The sequence below is a fragment of the Amycolatopsis sp. NPDC051372 genome, from assembly GCF_040682095.1.
In the GTDB taxonomy this organism is placed as follows: domain Bacteria; phylum Actinomycetota; class Actinomycetes; order Mycobacteriales; family Pseudonocardiaceae; genus Amycolatopsis.
Map to the genome: position 1 here is coordinate 56,993 of NZ_JBFBAF010000009.1, position 18,401 is coordinate 75,393.

The following is an 18,401-nucleotide window of genomic DNA, read 5'->3' on the forward strand; positions in this document are numbered from 1 at the left end:
CCTCCTTCGCCGTGTCCCCAGAGTTGCCGACGCCGTCCTCGTTTCGTCCTCGCGTCGACATCCGCGGCTCCGACCTGTGCGTTTCGGATCAGGCGCCGGGCGCTAGCCTTGAGACCGAGGGGGGATGTGCATGAGGTTCCGGATTCTCGGGACGCTGGAAGTGCGGGCGTACGGGGACCGGGTCGTGCTGGCCAGCCCGCGTCAGCAGCGGGCGCTCGCCGCCCTTCTGCTCAGTCCCAATTCGGTCGTGCCGGTGGAGCGCATGATCGACGCGCTGTGGGAGGACGAGCCACCGACGACGGCGGTGAAGCAGGTGCGCAACTGTGTTTCCGCGCTGCGGGGCCGGCTCGGTGAGACCGCCGGGATGATCGTCACCGACGGGCCCGGGTACCGCCTGCAGACCGACGCCGACGACCTCGACTCACTCCGGTTCCGCCGCCACGTCGCGACGGCGCGCGGGCTCGCCGGGCAGGTGAAGCTCGTCGACGCCGTCGAGGAGATCCGCGGCGCGCTCGCCCTCTGGCGTGGCCCGGCGCTCGACGGGCTGCGGACGCCCACGCTGGCCGGCCGGGCCGCGCTGCTCGACGAACAGCGCGCCGACGCCGTCGAGCTCTGCGCGGAATGGCAGCTGCGGCTCGGCGAAACGGGCGAGGTGGTCCGCGAGCTGACCGCGTTCTGCGGTGAGCACCCGTTGCGCGAATCGCCCCACCTGCTCCTGATGCGCGCGCTCGCGGAGGAAGGCCGCTACGCCGAGGCCTCGACGCTGTTCCACGGCCTGCGCCGGCGGCTGGCCGACGAGCTCGGCGTGGACCCGAACCCCGACCTGCGCCGGCTCCACGAGCAGATCCTGGCCGACGCCACGCCCGCCGCCGCGGTTGCCGTCACCCCCGTCCCCGAGCCCGAGCCGGAATCCGCGCCGGATCACCACTTCGGCCGTGCGGTCACGGAGCTGGCCGAAGCCGTCACGTGGCAGTGGCGGGCCGAAGCCGAGCTGCGTTCCCTGCACCGGCCGCAGCCGATCACCCTGCGGTGGTCGGCCCGCGCGCGACCGGGAAAGCCGGCGCTGCGGGGCGATCTCGACAACATCGCGGAGACCTACTCGGAGCTGCCCGTGCGGCAGCTGGTCGTGCTCGGCGACCCCGGCTCCGGAAAGTCGGTGCTCGCCCTGGTGCTGACGCTGGAGCTGCTACGCACCCGGTCCCCGGGCGCCCCGGTACCGGTCCTGGTGTCGCTGGCTTCGTGGGACCCGCGCCGCGATCACCTCGACCGATGGCTGGCGGGGCGGCTCGCCGACAACCACCCGGCCCTGCTCAACGCCCGCGAGTACGGGCCCGACGCGCCCACCCGGCTCGTCCTCGGCGGCCACGTGGTCCCCGTCCTCGACGGGCTCGACGAGATGCCGGCCGACTTGCGCGTCGCGGCGCTCGACGCACTGGACCAGACCATGGCCGTGGGCCGCTCACTGGTCCTGACCTGCCGCTCCGCCGAGTACGAGCAAGTGACGCGCGAGTCGGGCACCGTGATGAGCTCGGCCACCGTGGTGCGGCTCGAACCCGTCAGCCGCCAGGAGGCGGTCACCTACCTGTCCGCGCGGGAAAGCGCCGGGTCCGACCGCTGGCGTCCCGTGGCCGAGCGGCTGCGCCGGGACCCCGACGGGCCGCTGGGGCGCGTGCTGCGGACACCGTTGATGGTCGACCTCGCGCGGATCGCCTACGGCCGCCCCGGCGAGGATCCCGCAGAGCTGCTCGCCGCGGAAGACGCGGCGGCGCTGGAAGCGCAGTTGCTCGACTCGTTCCTCCCCCACGCCTACGCGCAGGTCCCACAGCCGCCGGGGCGGAATCCGAAGACCAGCCCGTCCGGGCGGTACACGGCAGCACAGGCGAATCGCTGGCTGGGTTTCCTGGCCCGGCACCTCGAGCGGGCCTGCAGCCGCGACCTGGCCTGGTGGCAGCTGCACCGGGCGCTTCCCGCCGGGACCCGGGCCGGACTCGTCGGTGTGCTGATCGCGCTGCTCTTCCTCGCCACCGGCTGGTTGTCCGACGGGCCGGCGCTGGCCGCGATCTACGCCCTCTCGTTCGGCGGCGCCGGTTACCTGACCCACCGCTTCGGGCGCCCGCCGGAGCCCCTGCGCACCGAACTGCGTTTCGCCGGCGCCGCGGGCAAGTTCGCCGGCCGGTTCGCGGTCGGCGCCGTGGTGGGCGTCGCGCTCGGCCTGGGCTGGTCGCTGGCCCCCGGGCTGGTCGTCTTCCTGGCGCTCGTGTTCGGCGTGGTGTTCGCGGTGCACGTATGGCTCGCGAAACCCGTCGACGCCAGCCGGGTGTCGAGCCCGACGACGATCCTGCGCAACGAACGGACCGGTGCGATCGCGCTGTCCGTCTCGTTCCTGGTGTCCGGGGGGCTGTTCGACGGGATCGCGTTCGCGTTCACCGCCCAGACACGGTTCCTGCCGGTGCTGGGCGGCCGGTTCGACCTGGCACTCGCGATCGCCGGCGGGCTGGCGGGAGCGTTGTTCGGGTTCTTCATGGCCCGTGGCGTCGCCGCTGTGTGCTACGGCCTCGCGGGCGCGATCGCCGGTGGCCAGGTGTTCCCTCCGGCGACGGACCCGGTGCTGCCGTTCGTGGTCGGTGTGTGTTTCGGCGCGGGCATCGGCCTGGCGGTGCTGGTGACGCGCGCGTGGGGGAACTACTTCGTCCACCACCTCTGGCTCGCCGCGACCGGCCGGCTTCCCTGGCGGCTCATGCACTTCCTCGACGACGCCCACCGCCGCGGTGTCCTGCGGCAGGCCGGTGGTGTCTACCAGTTCCGCCACGCCCGCGTGCAGGAGCGGCTGGCGGCGGCCGAGCACGACCGGTAGGTCCCTCCGGCGGCTGTACATCGGGACGGGGGTGGCGCAGAGTGCGTAGCTGAGGCAACCATCGGCCAGGAGGTGTCATGACCGGCGAGGAAATCGTGCTCGGTCCCCTACCGAAGGGGATCACGCTCGCCCAGGAGGGTATGCGCAACAAGGTGTGGAACGTGCTCGGGCACACCTACTCCATGAAGGCGGCCAGCGAATCGAGCTTCGCGTTCGAGACCCTCGACCCGCCCGGAACCGGCGTCCCGCCGCACGTGCACCCGACGCAGGACGAGCACATCTACATCCTGGAAGGCGTGTTCACCCTCTACCTCGACGGCGCCTGGGAAACCGCGGGCCCCGGCGACACGGTCCGGATGCCCAAGGGCCTGCCCCACGCGTACTACAACCGCAGCGAAGGCATCACCCGCGGACTGTTCTGGGTGAGCCCGGCCGGACGGCTCGCCGAACTGTTCGACAAGCTGCACAACCTCGAGGACCCGGCCGAGGTCGTCCGGCTATCGGCGCTGCACGACGTCGACTTCCTGCCGCCGGGTTCGGTGGAGGGCGCCTGAACCCTCACTTGTTCACCTGCTGCTGCGAGCCCCCCGAAGCCTGCGCGTAGCCGGTGACGATCGTCTCGAGCGTCGCCGCGTCGATCACGTCTTCGAGGCGGGAAAAGCCGTCCGGAGCACGGCGTTCGACCTCGTCGATCACGTTCTCCGGCCCGCCCTGGCGGTTGCGGAGCACGATCTCGCCGGTGGCCGCGAGGCGATCGGCCTCGTACGCCGCGAGTGCCTCGGCGGGATCGGCGTGGCGCGCCAGGTTGTGGCCGAGACTGGTGGCGTCGAGAATCGCTTGGCCGGCGCCGTTGGACCCCATCGGGTACATGGGGTGGGCTGCGTCGCCGAGCAGCGTCACGCGTCCGTGCGACCAGGCGGGCAGCGGGTCGCGGTCGCACATCGGGAACTCGAAGATCTCCTCGGTGGCCTCGACCAGCGCGACGTGGTCGACCACCGGCGACCGGAACTGCCCGAGGTAGCGGGCGAGCTCGGCCCGGTCGCCGGGTTTGGCCCAGTCCTGCCGCTCCGGCGGGGCGGCACCGGGCTGCCCGGTGCGGATGCAGACGGCCCAGTTGGTGAGCCGGGTGCCCGTGCTCCGGCCCGGGGCGATCGGGTAGATCACCAGCTTCGCCGCGGTGCCGCCGGCGACGATCATCGACCGTCCGCCGCCGAACTCCGGCCAGTCGGTGGCGCCGCGCCACATCAGGACGCCGTTCCAGCGGGGCGGGCCCTCCGCCGGGAACAGCAGCGACCGCACAGCCGAGTGGATTCCGTCGGCCGCCACCAGGACGTCGCCGGGAACCGTGACCTCCGTGCCGCTTCGCCGGTCGGCGAAATGCGCGCGGACGCCGTGGGCGTCCTGGTCGAACCCGGTCAGCCGGTGCCCGGTCTGCACCGCGTCGGGGCCGAGCCGGTCCCGGACCGCGCGCAGCAACATGCCCTGCAGCCGGCCCCGGTGCAGGCAGAACTGGGGAAGCGTGAAGCCCGCGTCGAGCCCGCACGGCCGGCGCAGGATCACCTGCCCGAGCCGGTGGGTGTAGAACAGCTCTCGGGTACGGATCCCGACTTCGTCCAGCGTGTCGAGCAGCCCCAGCGCCGCGAGCTCCTTGACCGCGTGGGGCAAGGCGTTGATCCCGACACCCAGCTCGGAGACCCGCTCGCTCTGCTCGTGGACGACGCACTCGATGCCCTCGTGGTGCAGCCGCAACGCCGCGGTCAGCCCCCCGATCCCAGCTCCGACGATGACGACCTTCACGGCCACCTCCCCTGCTCCGACGTCAAGGGCCAGCATCACGGAGACGGGAGATCCGCACCACCCCCCGAGCGGTGGTGGTGCGGTGGCGGGTCGGCGCCGAGTCGCGCGGGCAGCCCGCTGCAAAGCCGTCGGCTGCGGCCGCATCGCGAGCTCGCCGCCCGGCGGCTACGGCGGTGAATTCCGAACAGTTGGCGGCCTCAAACATCGCCGTGACCTGCGCAGACTCTGCGGAGTTACGCCAAGCGGGTTACCGTCGACACAGGCACTCACTCAGTGTGCCCACCCGCGCCCCCAGCGCCGAGGGGAGGCTGTCGTGACGCCGGTAGCCCGCAACGCGAGATCCCGAGTGCCGGCGTGGGTCGACCCCATGCTCGCCAAGCCCGACGGTGGCCGGCTTCCGTCGGGTCCGCAGTGGGTCTACGAGCACAAGCTCGACGGCTACCGCTGCTGTCTGCGGGTGGCGCCCGATGGGACGACGGCGCTCACCAGCCGCAATGACAAGGACATGACGGCAGAGTTCTCCGAGCTGACCTCCGTGTTCGGTACCGCACTGGACGGCGAGGCAGTGGTGCTCGACGGCGAGGTCGTGGTCTACAACGAGGCCGGCCAGGTTGATTTCGAGCTGCTGCAGCAACGCCGGGGCCAGTTCCAGCGCCAGCCCAAAGCGTCACTCGTGCCCCCGCGGTTCCTCGCCTTCGACGTGCTGCAGCTCGGCGGCCAGGCACTGCTGGACCAGCCCTACGAGACACGCCGACGGTTGCTCACCGGGCTGCCGATGCCGGACCCGTTCCGCCTCGCGGTCGTGCCGGCGTTCACCTTCGACGAGCTGACCGCCGACCGGCTCACCCCGCAAGCCCTCCTCGACCGCGTCGCCGCAGACGGCCTGGAAGGACTGATCGCCAAGCTCAAGACCTCCACCTACCAGCCCGGACACCGCACCGACACCTGGCTCAAGCATCCCTTGATCCAAACCGCCGAAGGAATCGTCTGCGGCTGGCGACCTGGCCAGCGCAGCTTCTCCGGCATCCTCGGCGGACTGCTGCTCGGCGCGCATGACCCGCAAACCGGCGACCTCGTCTACATCGGCGACGTCGGCACCGGGTTCTCGACGAAGGAACGCGCCCGGCTCCAGGAACTGCTCAAGCCCCTTGAACAGCGCACCCACCCCTTCGCCGCGACACCGCCCCGCGAAGACACCGTGCGCGCCCGATGGGTAACTCCGCAGCTCGTTGGCGAGGTCGTCTACCGGCAGTTCACCCGCGGTGCCGGCCGGCTGCGGCACACCGCGTGGCGCGGCCTGCGCACCGACAAGCCCCTCTCCGCCGTGCTCGTTCCCGCTCCCACTCGCCCTCTTTCCGCGAGCCCGAAGCCGCTCCAGGAACCCGCGGCAGCGCCCATCGATCTCGGCGAGCGCGTCACCGTGCAGGTGGAGCACCGACGGCTCACACTGTCCAACCTGGACAAAGTCCTGTATCCGGCTGACGGGTTCACCAAAAGCGAGGTAATCCACTTCTACAGCCAAATCGCCCCCCTGCTGCTGCCCCATCTGAAGGACCGGCCGATCACCTTCGTCCGCTGGCCCGACGGCGTCGAAAGCCAGCAATGGTTCGAGAAAAACGTCCCTCGGGGCGCTCCCCCGTGGCTGCGCACCGCGGAGCTGCCCAGCAGCGGTTCACGCGCCCCGGGCAAAACCATCCATTACCCGCTCATCGACGATCTGCCCGGCCTGGTATGGGCGGCAAACCTCGCCGCGCTGGAACTCCACGTTCCACAATGGAAGGTCGACGCCGGCGGCCATGGGCTGCCCGACCGGCTGGTGTTCGACCTCGACCCCGGACCCGGCGCCTCCCTCGTCGAATGCTGCCGCGTCGCCGAACGCCTGCACGACGTCCTCGTCGCCGAGGGCCTGCAGCCCTACCCCAAAACCTCCGGGTCGAAGGGCATGCAGCTCTACGCCGCCATCAGCACCACCGATGCGAAAGCCCCCTCCGCCTACGCGAAACGAGTCGCGCAGCTCTTGGCCCAGCAGACCCCGGACACAGTCACCACCGTCATGGCCAAAGCCGCACGAACCGGACGGGTGTTCATCGACTGGAGCCAGAACAACCCCGCCAAGACCACCATCGCCCCCTACTCCCTACGCGGGCGCGAACACCCGACCGTCTCCACACCGGTCACCTGGGACGAAGTCCACGCCTGCCGTGAACCCGCCCAGCTCACCTTCACTGCCGACAACGTCCTCGACCGCGTGAGCGACCTCGGCGACCTCCTCGCCGACCTCGACGAGCACCACCCGCCGCTCCCCGCCGGTTAGCGACTCGCCGCGGCCAGGCCGGCGACACGGCGTCAACCGCACACCTTTTCCAGCTCGGTAGCCGAAAAGCAGTTCTGGACGCTTGTCGTCGAAGTGAACGACGGTGCCGACGTCGCCGGTCATGGTTTGCCCGTGATCCGGACGGTCTCTCCGACCTTGAAGTCCTCCCTGACGAACGAGGCTGACCGGGGAACCTGATCACGGCATATCAGCGGCACCAGCTGTCCTTGTGCGGGGCTCGCCCAGGTGGGCCAGGACACGGTGTCGATCCTGGTCGGAGCGCGATACGCACAGCGGGTCGGCGGGTAATTACCATGGGAGAACCACTGACGTAGGAGGAGGCGTCCGTGTCCCACCCCGACCATCCCGCACCCGAGAGCCTGAGCAGCGTACTGGGGGCGCTCGCGCGGACCTTGCAGGCCGAACCGGACGTCGGCTCGACCGTCGCCGCGATCGTGAAGGCCGCGGTGGACCACATCGCCGGTGCCGAGCACGCCGGGATTTCCCTGGTCGAAAGCGGGCAGGTCCGGACCGTCGCCCCGACCAGCGAGGTCGTGAACACGGTCGACGAGATCCAGTACCGCACCGGCGAAGGCCCGTGCCTGGACGCGATCGCCCAGCATGAGATCTTTCGCACCAGCAACCTGCTCGACGAAACTCGCTGGCCGGCGTTCACCCCCGAGGCAGCCAAGGCCGGTATCCGATCCATGCTGTCCTACCGGATGTTCGTCAACGACGACACCCTCGGCGCCCTGAACCTCTACTCCACGCGCCTCAACGCGTTCAGCGACACCACCGAGCAGGAAGGCCAGGTGTTCGCCACCCACGCCGCCGTCGCGCTCGTCGGCGCCCAGACCGAAGCACAACTGCACGCCGCGATCGAATCCCGCGACGTGATCGGCATGGCCAAAGGCATCCTCATGCAACGCCACGACATCGACGCCGTGCAGGCGTTCCGCATGCTCGTCGAATCCTCAACATGAAGCTCCACGAGATCGCCACCTGGCTGGTCGACCACCGCCGCGAAATCTGACCGGCCGCGACCGGCGGACGACGACCCCGTACTCGTCACGCACCACATGGACGCCCTTTCGCGCCTTCGCCATGGGACGCCCGGTCTTTTCCGCGTCGCCCGCGGTCCTGGCCGTGTTGGAGGCCCGCACATTGCCCTCCAGGCGGTTCTTCCACAACCCGGTCTCGAAGTAGGTCTCCACCCCGTCCGCCATCGCCCGATCCTCCCGCTCGCCGAGATCGCCAGGTGGATACCCGCCACGCCGGCGACCACACGTTCTACCGCTGGACGACCCTCCGCCTGAACTGCGGCACTGCCACCGCATTGGCGGCCGTTCATTTGCGCACCGCAACTGTCTTGATCCAACCGGTGGCTTCGGCGAAGCGGGCGAGCGCGTAGACCACCACCGAGCGCTCCCCCGCCTCCAGCTGGTCCAGCACCGAATTCAGCACCCGACGGCGTTCCTCGTCGACGCGATCGACGAGTTGGCGGCCTTTCGCAGTCGGAGCGAGGAGCGTCTCGCGCTTGTTCAGTGGGTTCGGTGCTTTCTGGAGCAGCCCCAGAGAAACCAGCCGGTCACACGCCCGGGTGACCGTTGACGGGTTCATCGTCAGCTCCTCGGCAACCCGGCCCATCGTGACCGGCGTGCGTTCGGCTGCCACGCGCAGCGCACGGAACTGCGTAAGAGTCAGCTGCCCAGTCACGTTCTCGACGCTGGAGTCCGCGATCGCCACCATCGCCCGCAGGGCGGCTAGCGCGGCACCGGAATCCGGCGAAGAATTTTGCGTCACGCAAGTATGGTAAGGCCGGAAAGCGGGTACAGCGACCTCAGAGGCGTGAAAAGACGCAATGACGAGGAGCTGTCATGACCCAGACCGTCGGCGACTACCTGCTGCAGCGGCTGCGCGAGTGGGACGTCGAGCAGGTGTTCGCGTATCCAGGCGACGGGATCAACGGCATCGTCGCCTCGTTCGGGAAGGCGGACAACCACCCACGGTTCGTGCAGGCGCGCCACGAGGAGATGGCCGCGTTCGCGGCGGTCGGCTACGCGAAGTTCAGCGGTCGCCCGGGAGTCTGCCTGGCGACGTCCGGTCCGGGGGCGATCCACCTGCTCAACGGGCTTTACGACGCGAAACTCGACCACGTGCCCGTGGTGGCCATCGTCGGACAGACCGCGCGCAGCGCCATGGGCGGCAGCTATCAGCAGGAAGTCGACCTGCAGACGCTGTACAAGGACGTCGCGAGCGAGTACCTCGTCGAGGTCAACGTGGCCGAGCAACTCCCCAACGCGCTGGACCGCGCGTTCCGCACCGCGATCGCGGGCCGCTGCCCCACCGCGCTCATCATCCCGGCCGACCTGCAGGAAGAGCCGTACTCGCCGCCGCAGCACGCGTTCAAACAGGTGCCCTCGAGCCCGCCGAGCACCTCGTGGCCACGGCCGGTGCCGCCAGAAGCCGACCTCGACGCCGCCGCCGAGGTGCTCAACGCGGGTGAAAAGGTCGCCATCTTGGTCGGCCAAGGCGCCCGCGGCGCGGCGGCCGAAGTCCGGCAGATCGCGGAGGTGACCGGGGCCGGGGTGGCGAAAGCGCTGCTGGGCAAGGATGTGCTGCCCGACGACCTGCCGTGGGTCACCGGCGCCATCGGCCTGCTCGGCACCCGTCCGAGCTATGAGCTGATGCGCGACTGCGACACCCTGCTGATCGTCGGCTCGAACTTCCCGTACTCGCAATTCCTCCCGGACTTCGGCCAGGCCCGAGCCGTGCAGATCGACCTCGACGGCCGGTTGATCGGGATGCGCTACCCCACCGAAGTCAACCTCGTCGGTGACGCCGGCGCGACCCTGCGCGCGCTGCTGCCCAAGCTGGCGAGCCGGGAAGACCGCTCGTGGCGCAAGAAGATCGAGAAGAACGTCGCGTCGTGGTGGGACACCGTCGACCGCGAAGCCGCCGTCGACGCCGAGCCCGTCAACCCGATGACGATCGTCTCCGAGCTGTCACGCCGGCTCCCGGACAACGCGATCATCACCGCCGACTCCGGCTCCTCCACCAACTGGTACGCCCGCAACCTCCGCATCCGCGGCAACGTCCGAAGTTCCCTGTCGGGCACCCTCGCCACGATGGGACCGGGTGTGCCCTACGCCATCGGCGCCAAGTTCGCGTACCCCGACCGGCCGGTGATCGCGCTGGTCGGCGACGGCGCCATGCAAATGAACGGCCTCGCCGAGCTCATCACCATCGCCCGCTACCGGCACCTGTGGACCGACCCGCGTTGCGTGATCTGCGTTTTCCACAACAACGATCTCAACCAGGTCACGTGGGAGCTGCGCGCGATGGGCGGGGCTCCGAAGTTCGAGGAATCGCAGAGCCTGCCCGACGTCGACTACGCCGGCTTCGCGCTGTCGCTCGGGCTGACCGCGGTCACCGTGGACAGGCCGGGGCAGCTCGGCGCCGCCTGGGACACCGTGCTCACCGCGGACAAGCCCGCGGTCCTCGACGTTCGCTGCGATCCCGAGGTGCCGCCGATCCCGCCGCACGCCACGTTCGAGCAGATGAAGTCCGCCACCGAGGCCGTGCTCAAGGGTGACCCCGACGCGATGCACCTCGTGGTGCAGGGCGTGAAGACCAAGGTGCAGGAGTTCCTCCCGGGCCGGCGGGACAAGTGACGCGCTGCTCGCCCGCCGTCGAGCAGATCACGGCCCGGGCCTATCGCGTGCCGACCGAGACGCCGGAGGCCGACGGCACGCTCGAGTGGGACAGCACCACGATCGTCGTGGCCCACATCCAGGCCGGCCCCGTGCGCGGCCTCGGCTGGACCTACGCCGACGCCGCGTGCGCGCCACTGATCGAGCGGACGCTCGCGCCCGCCGTCCTCGGGGCGCCGGTGGCCAACGTCCCGGCGTGCTGGGCGGCGATGCAGCGCGCGATCCGCAACCTCGGCCGGGCGGGTCTGGTCTCTTGCGCGCTGTCCGCGGTGGACATCGCGTTGTGGGACGCGTCGGCGCGAGCACTGGACGTGCCGCTGAGCCGGCTGCTCGGGCGCGTCCACGACAACGTCGCCGTTTACGGCAGTGGCGGGTTCACCACCATGACCGACGAGGAGCTCGCCGATCAGCTTGAAGACTGGGCGGTACGGCAGCGGATCCCGCGCGTGAAGATCAAGATCGGGGAGGCGTGGGGCACCCGCGTCGAGAAGGACCTGAAGCGGGTGCAGCTCGCGCGTTACGTCCTCGGCAGCGCTGCCGCCTTGTTCGTGGACGCCAACGGCGCCTACTCCGTGGGCCAGGCGCGCCGGCTGCTGCAACCGCTGCGGGACGCGGACGTCACTTGGTTCGAGGAACCCGTGTCCAGCGACGATCTCGCCGGGCTCGCGAGCTTGCGCACGCCCGGCGGGCCCGACATCGCCGCCGGCGAGTACGGCTACGACCTGCCGTGCTTCGCGCGGCTGATGCCCGCCGTCGACTGCCTGCAGATCGACGTCACGCGGTGTGGCGGCTACACCGAATGGCGCCGCGCCGCCGCCCTCGCGGCCGCCGCGAACCGCGAGGTGTCCGCCCACTGCGCGCCGAACCTGTCCGCGCACGCGGCCGCGGCGACGCCGAACTTCCGGCACATCGAGTGGTTCGCCGACCACGACCGCCTCGAAAACCTGCTCTTCGACGGCTGCCTCGACCCCGCGGGCGGCACCGTCACCCCGTCGCCGGCCGCCGCCGGCCACGGCCTGGCGCTGCGGGCCGACGTCGCGGCCGAGTACCCGGCCTGAAGGAGGACCCCGCGATGACCCGAGTGGACCTGCCCGATCCCGTTGCCCACCACCCCCCTGTGCCGGACGTCGACCTGACCGCGCTCGCGACGGCGTTGCGCGGGCGCGGGCGCGGCGAGGTGCGGTTCGACGACGGAACCCGCGCCGCGTATTCGACCGACGCGTCGAACTTCCGCCAGGTGCCGCTGGGTGTGGTGGTGCCACGGTCGCCGGACGACGCGGTCGAAGCGCTGGCGATCGCCCGTGAATTCGGGGCGCCGGTGCTCTCGCGCGGCGGCGGCACGAGCCTCGCCGGCCAGTGCACCAACACCGCGATCGTGCTCGACTGGTCGAAGTACTGCACGAAGCTGGAGTCGGTGGACGAAGCGGCGCGCACGTGCGTGGTGCAGCCGGGGATCGTTCTCGACGAGCTGAACCGGCAACTCGCCGGCACCGGGCTGCGGTTCGGCCCGGAACCGGCCACGCACATGAACTGCACGCTCGGCGGCATGATCGGCAACAACTCCTGCGGCGCCACGGCTCAGCGCACCGGCAAGGTCGTGGACAACATCGCGGCGCTGGAGGTCCTGCTCGCCGACGGAACCCGGTTCTGGTGCGGCAGGACAACCGACGAGGAGTACGCCGAGATCGAACGCCGCGGCGATCCGCGTGCCGCGGTCTACCGGCAGCTGCGCCGCCTGCGCGACGAGTACGCCGAGCAGATCCGCCGCCGTTTCCCCGACATCCCGCGGCGCGTGTCCGGCTACAACCTCGATTCCCTGTTGCCGGAGCACGGCTTCGACGTCGCAGGCCTGCTCGTCGGGTCGGAGTCGACTTTGGTCACCGTGCTGCGTGCGGAGCTGAAGCTGGTGCCAGTGCTGCCTGAGCGGACGCTCGTCGTGCTCGGCTACCCCGACGTCGCCACCGCCGCCGATGCCGTGCCGAAGATCCTGCCGCACGAGCCGATCGCGCTGGAAGGCGTGGACCACAAGCTGATCTGCGACCAGCAACTCAAGGACATGAACCCGCAAGCGCTCGCCGAGATGCCGGCGGGCCGCGCGTTCCTCATGGTCCAGTTCGGTGGCAAGACCCGCGAGGAAGTCGAACACCGGGCCCACGGAATGCTGGAAGCGTTGCACGACACCGAGCACGAAGCCGACGTCGCCTTCCTCGACGACCCGGCGCGCGAGAACGAGCTGTGGCAGGTGCGTGAAGCGGGCCTCGGAGCGACGGCGCACGTCCCGGGCAAGGCCGACACGTTCGAGGGCTGGGAGGATTCGGCGGTCGCGCCCGAGCGGCTCGGCGAGTACCTGCGAAAGCTGACCGCGCTGTACGAGGAATTCGGTTACGCCAGCGACACCGGCCCCAGCCTGTACGGCCACTTCGGACAGGGCTGTGTCCACACGCGGATCCCGTTCGACCTCTACACCGCCGACGGCGTGGCGACCTACCGCCGGTTCATGCACCGCGCGGCCGACCTGGTCGCCGGGCTGGGCGGCTCGTTGTCCGGTGAGCACGGTGACGGCCAGTCGCGCGGCGAGCTGCTGCCGAAGATGTTCGGCACTGAGCTCGTCACCGCGTTCGGCCGGCTCAAAGGGATCTTCGACCCGGACGACCGGATGAACCCCGGCAAGGTCGTCGCGCCCTACCTCCTCGACGAGAACCTGCGCCTCGGCGGCACCTGGTCTCCGGCAGACCCCCAGGACCTCTACTTCCGTTTCCCCGACGACGGCGGCTCCTTCGCCCAGGCCGCCAACCGCTGCGTCGGGGTCGGCCGCTGCCGCCAGCACGACACGTCCTCCGGCGACGTGATGTGCCCGTCCTACCAGGTCACCGGCGAGGAAGAGCACTCCACGCGAGGCCGGGCCCGCTTGCTCTTCGAGATGCTCCACGGCCACGGCGACAGTCCGATCAACGACGGCTGGCGCTCGACCGAGGTGCGCGACGCCCTCGACCTGTGCCTGGCGTGCAAGGGCTGCAAGACCGACTGTCCGGCCAATGTGGACATGGCGACGTACAAAGCCGAGTTCCTTGCCCACCACTACAAGGGCCGCCCGTGGCGCCGGCCTCGTTCGGACTTCACGATGGGCTGCCTGCCCGCGCTCGCCCAGGTCGTCGGTCGGCTACGAGCCGGGAAGCTCGTCAACGCGTTCACGCACGCTCCCGGCCTCGCGCGGCTGGCGACCCTCGCGGCCGGCGTCGAGCACCGCGAGATCCCGGCGTTCGCCGGGAAAACTCTGCAGCAGTGGTTCGCCCGGCGCCGCCCGTCCGGCGATGGTGCGCGCGGCACGGTCCTGCTGTGGCCGGACTCGTTCACCAACCACTTCCACCCCGACGTCGGGCGAGCCGCGGTTCGCGTGCTGGAGGACGCCGGGTGGCGGGTGACGATGCCGGCGACGCCCGTGTGCTGCGGGCTCACCTGGGTCTCCACCGGCCAGCTCGGCGTCGCGAAGCACATCCTGCAGCGAACCGTCCGGGAGCTGGTGTCGCACTTGCGCGACGGAGGGCTCGTTGTCGGCGTGGAACCCAGCTGCACCGCGGTCTTCCGCTCCGACGCGGTGGATCTTTTCCCGGGCGACCAGGACGTCCGGCGGCTGCGGAACCAGACCGTGACCCTGGCCGAGCTGCTCACCGAACACTCTCCCGGCTACCGCCCGCCGCGCCTCGACGCGAAGGCGCTCGCCCAGGTCCACTGCCACCAGCACGCGGTATTGGGCTGGGACGCCGACCGGCGTCTGCTCGAGGCCGCCGGCGTCGACGCGGAACAGCTCGACTCCGGCTGCTGCGGCCTTGCGGGGAACTTCGGCTTCCAGAAGGGGCATCGTGCGGTCAGCGAAGCCTGCGCGGAACGGGTGTTGCTCCCCCGGGTCCGCGACGCCGAGACCGGCACCGTCGTGCTCGCCGACGGCTTCAGCTGCCGCACCCAGCTCCACGAACTCGACACCGGCGGCCGTGAAGGGACACATCTCGCCCAGCTGCTCGCGTCGGGCCTCGACCAGCCTCCGGAGCCGCCTCGGCGACGCAGGCGCGCAGCGGCACTGGCCGCAGGGCTCGCGCTGGGCGCGGCGGGAGGCGCGGTGGCCCGCCGGGCGAGGACGCGATGAACACCCGGGCCGTGGCGGTGGCGCGGGCCGGATGGGGCACGGCGTTGCTCGCGGTGGCGAGAGTCGTCGAGGAGGACCAAGCGGCCGCGGTACTCGCCGCGTTGGGGGTGCGGCACGTGGTCCAGGCAGCGGTGACGCTGAGGTGGCCGCACAGCGCCGCCACGCGGCGGGCGTGGCTCGTCGACTGCGCCCACAGTCTGAGCATGCTCGGGCTCGCCGGGGTATCGAGGCGGTGGCGAGGGCCGGCGGCCGCCGGCGCGGTGACAGCGGCGGCATGGGCGGCCGCGTCCCGGACCGCGAGCAAGTGACTGAACGGAGGATCCCCATGTCTGACAACCCTGTAGTGGTCGTGACCGGTGCCAGTGGTGGCATCGGGCGGGCGGTCGCCCGCGCATTCGGTGCGCGGCACTGCAAAGTCGCACTGATGGCCCGCGGTCGCAAGGGACTGAGCGCGGCCGCCGAGGACGTCCGGCGCGAGGGCGGCACCTCGTTGCCCCTCGAAGTGGACGTCGCCGACTACGACCAGGTGGCCGCGGCGGCCAAGCGGGTGGAGCAGGAGCTCGGGCCGATCGACACGTGGGTGAACGTCGCGTTCACGTCGGTCTTCGCGCGGTTCTCCGACATCCGGCCCGAGGAGTTCCGCCGGGTCACCGAGGTCAGCTACCTCGGATACGTGCACGGCACCATGGCCGCGCTCAACCACATGAAACCCCGCGACCACGGCACCATCGTGCAGGTCGGCTCCACGCTCGCCTACCGCGGAATCCCGCTGCAGAGCGCCTACTGCGGCGCGAAACACGCCATCCAGGGCTTCAACGAAGCACTGCGCTGCGAACTGCTCGCCGAGCACAGCGGCGTGCGCGTGACGATGGTGCAGATGCCCGCCGTCAACACCCCCCAGTTCACCTGGGTGCTCTCCCGCCTGCCACGCCACGCCCAACCGGTGCCACCCATCTACCAGCCCGAGGTCGCCGCCGACGCGGTCCTTTACGCAGCCGACCACCCGCGCCGACGCGAATACTGGGTCGGCGCCAGCACCGTCGGCACCCTCCTCGCGAACGCCCTCGCCCCAGGAGTCCTCGACTGGTACCTCGCGAAGACCGGGCTCAAGTCGCAGCAGACGAAGCAACCCGCACCCGCCGACCAGCCCGCCAACTTGTGGCAGCCGGCCGACGGACCGCACGGCCACGACTTCGGCGCCCACGGCGAGTTCGACGACCGGGCCGCGCCTCGCACCGTCCAGCTCTGGGCCAGCCGGCACCACGGGCTGCTCGCCGCGGCGGGCGGCGCGCTCGCGGCGACGGCGGCCGGGGTGTGGCGGCGGACCCGGGCATGAGCGACTGGCTCGACTTTCCGCCGCACGTCCTGCGCGAGTACGCGCTGTTGGCCGACGGCGAACGCGGCGCGTTGTGCGGCCCCCGGGGCGACATCGCCTGGTTGTGCGCGCCCGGATGGGCCGACAGCGCCGTGCTGTCCACGCTCGTCGGCGGCCGCGGAAGCTACTCCGTCAGCCCGGCCGGCCCGTGCGTGTGGGGCGGCTACTACGAACCGGGCACGCTGATCTGGCACAACCGGTGGGTCACCACGAACACGGTCGTCGAATGCCGTGAAGCGCTCGCCTATCCCGCCGACCCGCGCCGGGTCGTGCTGCTGCGGCGGATCGAAGCCGTGGAACGCGACGTCAGCGTACGGGTACAGCTCGACCTGCGCGACGGCTTCGGCGGCCGCTCGATGCGTGAACTCTCCCTGGGCGACGACGGCGTGTGGACCGCCCGCACCGGCGACCTGCGCCTCCGATGGCGAGGGGCGCACGCCGCGCGACCCGACGACGAGGGCCGGCTGCTCCTGGACGTCGACCTGCCGGGCGGAACCACTCACGACCTCGTCCTCGAAATCAGCCCCGATCACCTGCCCGACCCCACCGACCCGAATGCACTGTGGGCGGCGACCGAGCACACCTGGCACCAGGCCGTGCCGCGGCTCGAGGACACCGTCGCACCGCGCGATGCCCGGCACACGTACGCGGTGCTGCGCGGCCTGACCACGGCCGCCGGCGGCATGGTCGCCGCCGCCACCCTCGGCCTGCCCGAACGCGCCGAAGCCGGGCGCAACTACGACTACCGCTACGTCTGGCTGCGCGACCAGTGCTACGCCGGGCTCGCCGCCTCCGTCACCGAAGGCCACCCGCTGCTCGACGACGCCGTCGCGTTCACCTCCGCGCGCTTGCTCGAACACGGCGACAGGCTCCTGCCCGCCTATCGCACCGACGGCCGGCCACCACCGGAGGAAACCCCGCTGCGCCTGCCGGGCTACCCGGGTGGGAACCCGATCGCCGGCAATCACGTGCGCGGCCAGTTCCAGCTCGACACCCTCGGTGAACTGCTGCAGCTCTACGCCGCCGCGGCCCGCCACGACCGGCTCACCCCCGATGCCGAACGCGCGGCCGACCTCTGCGTCGATCTCATCACCCGCCGCTGGGACCAATGCGAAGCCGGCGTGTGGGAATTGCACAACGACTGGTGGACCCACTCCCGCCTCACCTGCGTCGCCGGGCTTCGCGCCCTCGCCGCGCAGCGGTCCGCGGCATCCGCGGCAGAGCTGTCCGGCCTTGCCGACCGGCTGCTCGCCGAGACGGCTCGCCGCTGCACCGACCATCGGGGTGCCTGGCAGCGCGCGCCCGGACTGGCCGGCACCGACGCCGCACTGTTGCTACCGCCGGTGCGCGGCGCCTTGCCCGCCACCGATCCGCGCACGATCGCCACCCTTGACGCCGTCCACGCCGACCTGTGCGAAGACGGCTACGTCTACCGCTTCGCCCCTGACGATTGCCCACTCGGCGAGGCCGAAGGGGCGTTCCTGTTGTGCGGGTTCGTGATGGCCCTCGCCCGCTGGCACCAAGGGGACGGCGTCGGCGCGTTCCGGTGGTTCGAACGCACCCGCGCCGCCTGCGGCCCGCCGGGCCTGCTGGCCGAGGAGTACGACGTGCGCCAACGTCAGCTGCGCGGAAACCTGCCGCAGGCGTTCGTCCACGCCCTCCTGCTCGAAACCTCCCACCGCCTGGCGCACGAACCGCTGTCGTGAGGACGTTCGCCGCCCGTCCGCGTGATCGGGCCGCCACGAGAACGGCTGCACGATCAGACGCAGCCCCGTTTCGCAACCGACACGGCTTGGTCGCCGAAGCGTTCACAGAAGCGCGCGAGCAATGCGACTGCCGATCAGCTCGGCGAGCCGATCCGCCATGCTCACGGCGACAGCTCCATCTGCCTCGCACGCGGATTCGAGTTCGGCCGGAACAGCGTGCTGCTCGCCCGGCGCATCGCCTCGACGGTGAGGGCGAACCTGCCCAGTAGCTCTTCACCGAGGTGGCTCAGTTTTCCGTGGAAGGCCTCCCTCAAGCACTCATCGTATTTTTCGCAAGCGGAGCGCCGGCCCTGGAGCAGCGTTCGCGATCCGTCGTGCCGCCCTGCAGGCAGGCCGGGGGGAGAGTCCTGCCGGCGGGGCCCGGCCGCGGCCGTCGAACAGCGCCGCGATTCGCGACCCAGCACCGGCCCACGGCTCCTCGAACACTCGGCCTGGATGACC

The 18,401-nt window shown here is 70.9% G+C and carries 14 protein-coding genes; 10 read left to right on the top strand and 4 right to left on the bottom strand.

Annotated features, from left to right (window positions below; translation table 11 throughout):
- The first annotated feature begins 130 nt into the window (after positions 1-130).
- Positions 131-2,854 (top strand): BTAD domain-containing putative transcriptional regulator, encoded by a 2,724-nt coding sequence (locus AB0M56_RS15645; RefSeq protein ID WP_364175864.1) that lies wholly within the window; start codon positions 131-133, stop codon positions 2,852-2,854.
- 77 nt (positions 2,855-2,931) lie between these two features.
- A complete protein-coding gene (locus AB0M56_RS15650) occupies positions 2,932-3,408 on the top strand; it encodes a cupin domain-containing protein (RefSeq protein WP_364175867.1) in 477 nt (158 codons plus the stop codon).
- Between the two features lie 4 nt (positions 3,409-3,412).
- Here AB0M56_RS15650 and AB0M56_RS15655 read toward each other — a convergent pair whose 3' ends face one another.
- Positions 3,413-4,687: a flavin-dependent oxidoreductase gene (locus AB0M56_RS15655; protein ID WP_364175870.1), complete on the bottom strand. Its 1,275-nt coding sequence runs from the start codon at positions 4,685-4,687 to the stop codon at positions 3,413-3,415.
- 331 nt (positions 4,688-5,018) lie between these two features.
- Between AB0M56_RS15655 and ligD the strand changes: the two genes are divergently transcribed.
- Positions 5,019-6,965 carry a DNA ligase D gene (gene ligD / locus AB0M56_RS15660; protein WP_364176412.1) on the top strand — a complete coding sequence of 649 codons (1,947 nt, stop codon included), beginning with the start codon at positions 5,019-5,021 and terminating at the stop codon, positions 6,963-6,965.
- Positions 6,966-7,312: 347 nt separating this feature from the next.
- Positions 7,313-7,948, top strand: coding sequence for a GAF and ANTAR domain-containing protein (locus AB0M56_RS15665; protein ID WP_364175873.1), 636 nt, complete (start codon positions 7,313-7,315; stop codon positions 7,946-7,948).
- Here the strand turns inward: AB0M56_RS15665 and AB0M56_RS15670 are convergent.
- Complete coding sequence (locus AB0M56_RS15670; protein WP_364175876.1) at positions 7,940-8,302, bottom strand: DUF2188 domain-containing protein; 363 nt, start codon at positions 8,300-8,302, stop codon at positions 7,940-7,942. The genes AB0M56_RS15665 and AB0M56_RS15670 overlap by 9 nt on opposite strands.
- A 10-nt stretch (positions 8,303-8,312) precedes the next feature.
- Positions 8,313-8,714, bottom strand: a complete 402-nt coding sequence (locus AB0M56_RS15675) for a MarR family transcriptional regulator (protein WP_364175879.1) — start codon at positions 8,712-8,714, stop codon at positions 8,313-8,315.
- Positions 8,715-8,842: 128 nt separating this feature from the next.
- Here AB0M56_RS15675 and AB0M56_RS15680 point away from each other — a divergent pair, with 128 nt between their 5' ends.
- Genes AB0M56_RS15680 through AB0M56_RS15705 form a run of 6 tightly spaced genes read left to right on the top strand, consistent with a single transcriptional unit; the run spans position 8,843 to position 17,900 of the window.
- Positions 8,843-10,639 carry a thiamine pyrophosphate-requiring protein gene (locus tag AB0M56_RS15680; RefSeq protein ID WP_364175882.1) on the top strand — a complete coding sequence of 599 codons (1,797 nt, stop codon included), beginning with the start codon at positions 8,843-8,845 and terminating at the stop codon, positions 10,637-10,639.
- Positions 10,636-11,736 (top strand): enolase C-terminal domain-like protein, encoded by a 1,101-nt coding sequence (locus AB0M56_RS15685; RefSeq protein ID WP_364175884.1) that lies wholly within the window; start codon positions 10,636-10,638, stop codon positions 11,734-11,736. The genes AB0M56_RS15680 and AB0M56_RS15685 overlap by 4 nt, the downstream gene beginning before the upstream one ends.
- 14 nt (positions 11,737-11,750) lie before the next feature.
- The gene (locus tag AB0M56_RS15690) at positions 11,751-14,819 is read left to right on the top strand and encodes an FAD-binding and (Fe-S)-binding domain-containing protein (RefSeq protein ID WP_364175886.1); all 3,069 of its coding nucleotides are present in this window, start codon (positions 11,751-11,753) and stop codon (positions 14,817-14,819) included.
- Complete coding sequence (locus AB0M56_RS15695; RefSeq protein WP_364175889.1) at positions 14,816-15,127, top strand: hypothetical protein; 312 nt, start codon at positions 14,816-14,818, stop codon at positions 15,125-15,127. The genes AB0M56_RS15690 and AB0M56_RS15695 overlap by 4 nt, the downstream gene beginning before the upstream one ends.
- 17 nt (positions 15,128-15,144) lie before the next feature.
- Entirely contained in the window at positions 15,145-16,155 is a 1,011-nt protein-coding gene (locus tag AB0M56_RS15700) for an SDR family oxidoreductase (RefSeq protein WP_364175892.1), read from the top strand.
- Positions 16,152-17,900 carry a glycoside hydrolase family 15 protein gene (locus AB0M56_RS15705; RefSeq protein ID WP_364175895.1) on the top strand — a complete coding sequence of 583 codons (1,749 nt, stop codon included), beginning with the start codon at positions 16,152-16,154 and terminating at the stop codon, positions 17,898-17,900. Before AB0M56_RS15700 ends, AB0M56_RS15705 begins: the two co-directional genes overlap by 4 nt.
- A gap of 161 nt (positions 17,901-18,061) precedes the next feature.
- Here AB0M56_RS15705 and AB0M56_RS15710 read toward each other — a convergent pair whose 3' ends face one another.
- The gene (locus tag AB0M56_RS15710) at positions 18,062-18,214 is read right to left on the bottom strand and encodes a hypothetical protein (protein ID WP_364175898.1); all 153 of its coding nucleotides are present in this window, start codon (positions 18,212-18,214) and stop codon (positions 18,062-18,064) included.
- Positions 18,215-18,401: the final 187 nt, after the last annotated feature.

Excerpts from the sequence above, each read along its gene's own strand:
- AB0M56_RS15645 (WP_364175864.1), top strand. The coding sequence starts at position 131 with ATGAGGTTCCGGATTCTCGGGACGCTGGAAGTGCGGGCGTACGGGGAC.
- AB0M56_RS15650 (WP_364175867.1), top strand. The coding sequence starts at position 2,932 with ATGACCGGCGAGGAAATCGTGCTCGGTCCCCTACCGAAGGGGATCACG.
- AB0M56_RS15655 (WP_364175870.1), bottom strand. The coding sequence starts at position 4,687 with ATGCTGGCCCTTGACGTCGGAGCAGGGGAGGTGGCCGTGAAGGTCGTC.
- ligD (WP_364176412.1), top strand. The coding sequence starts at position 5,019 with ATGCTCGCCAAGCCCGACGGTGGCCGGCTTCCGTCGGGTCCGCAGTGG.
- AB0M56_RS15670 (WP_364175876.1), bottom strand. The coding sequence starts at position 8,302 with ATGCGGTGGCAGTGCCGCAGTTCAGGCGGAGGGTCGTCCAGCGGTAGA.
- AB0M56_RS15675 (WP_364175879.1), bottom strand. The coding sequence starts at position 8,714 with ATGGTGGCGATCGCGGACTCCAGCGTCGAGAACGTGACTGGGCAGCTG.
- AB0M56_RS15680 (WP_364175882.1), top strand. The coding sequence starts at position 8,843 with ATGACCCAGACCGTCGGCGACTACCTGCTGCAGCGGCTGCGCGAGTGG.
- AB0M56_RS15690 (WP_364175886.1), top strand. The coding sequence starts at position 11,751 with ATGACCCGAGTGGACCTGCCCGATCCCGTTGCCCACCACCCCCCTGTG.
- AB0M56_RS15695 (WP_364175889.1), top strand. The coding sequence starts at position 14,816 with ATGAACACCCGGGCCGTGGCGGTGGCGCGGGCCGGATGGGGCACGGCG.
- AB0M56_RS15700 (WP_364175892.1), top strand. The coding sequence starts at position 15,145 with ATGTCTGACAACCCTGTAGTGGTCGTGACCGGTGCCAGTGGTGGCATC.
- AB0M56_RS15705 (WP_364175895.1), top strand. The coding sequence starts at position 16,152 with ATGAGCGACTGGCTCGACTTTCCGCCGCACGTCCTGCGCGAGTACGCG.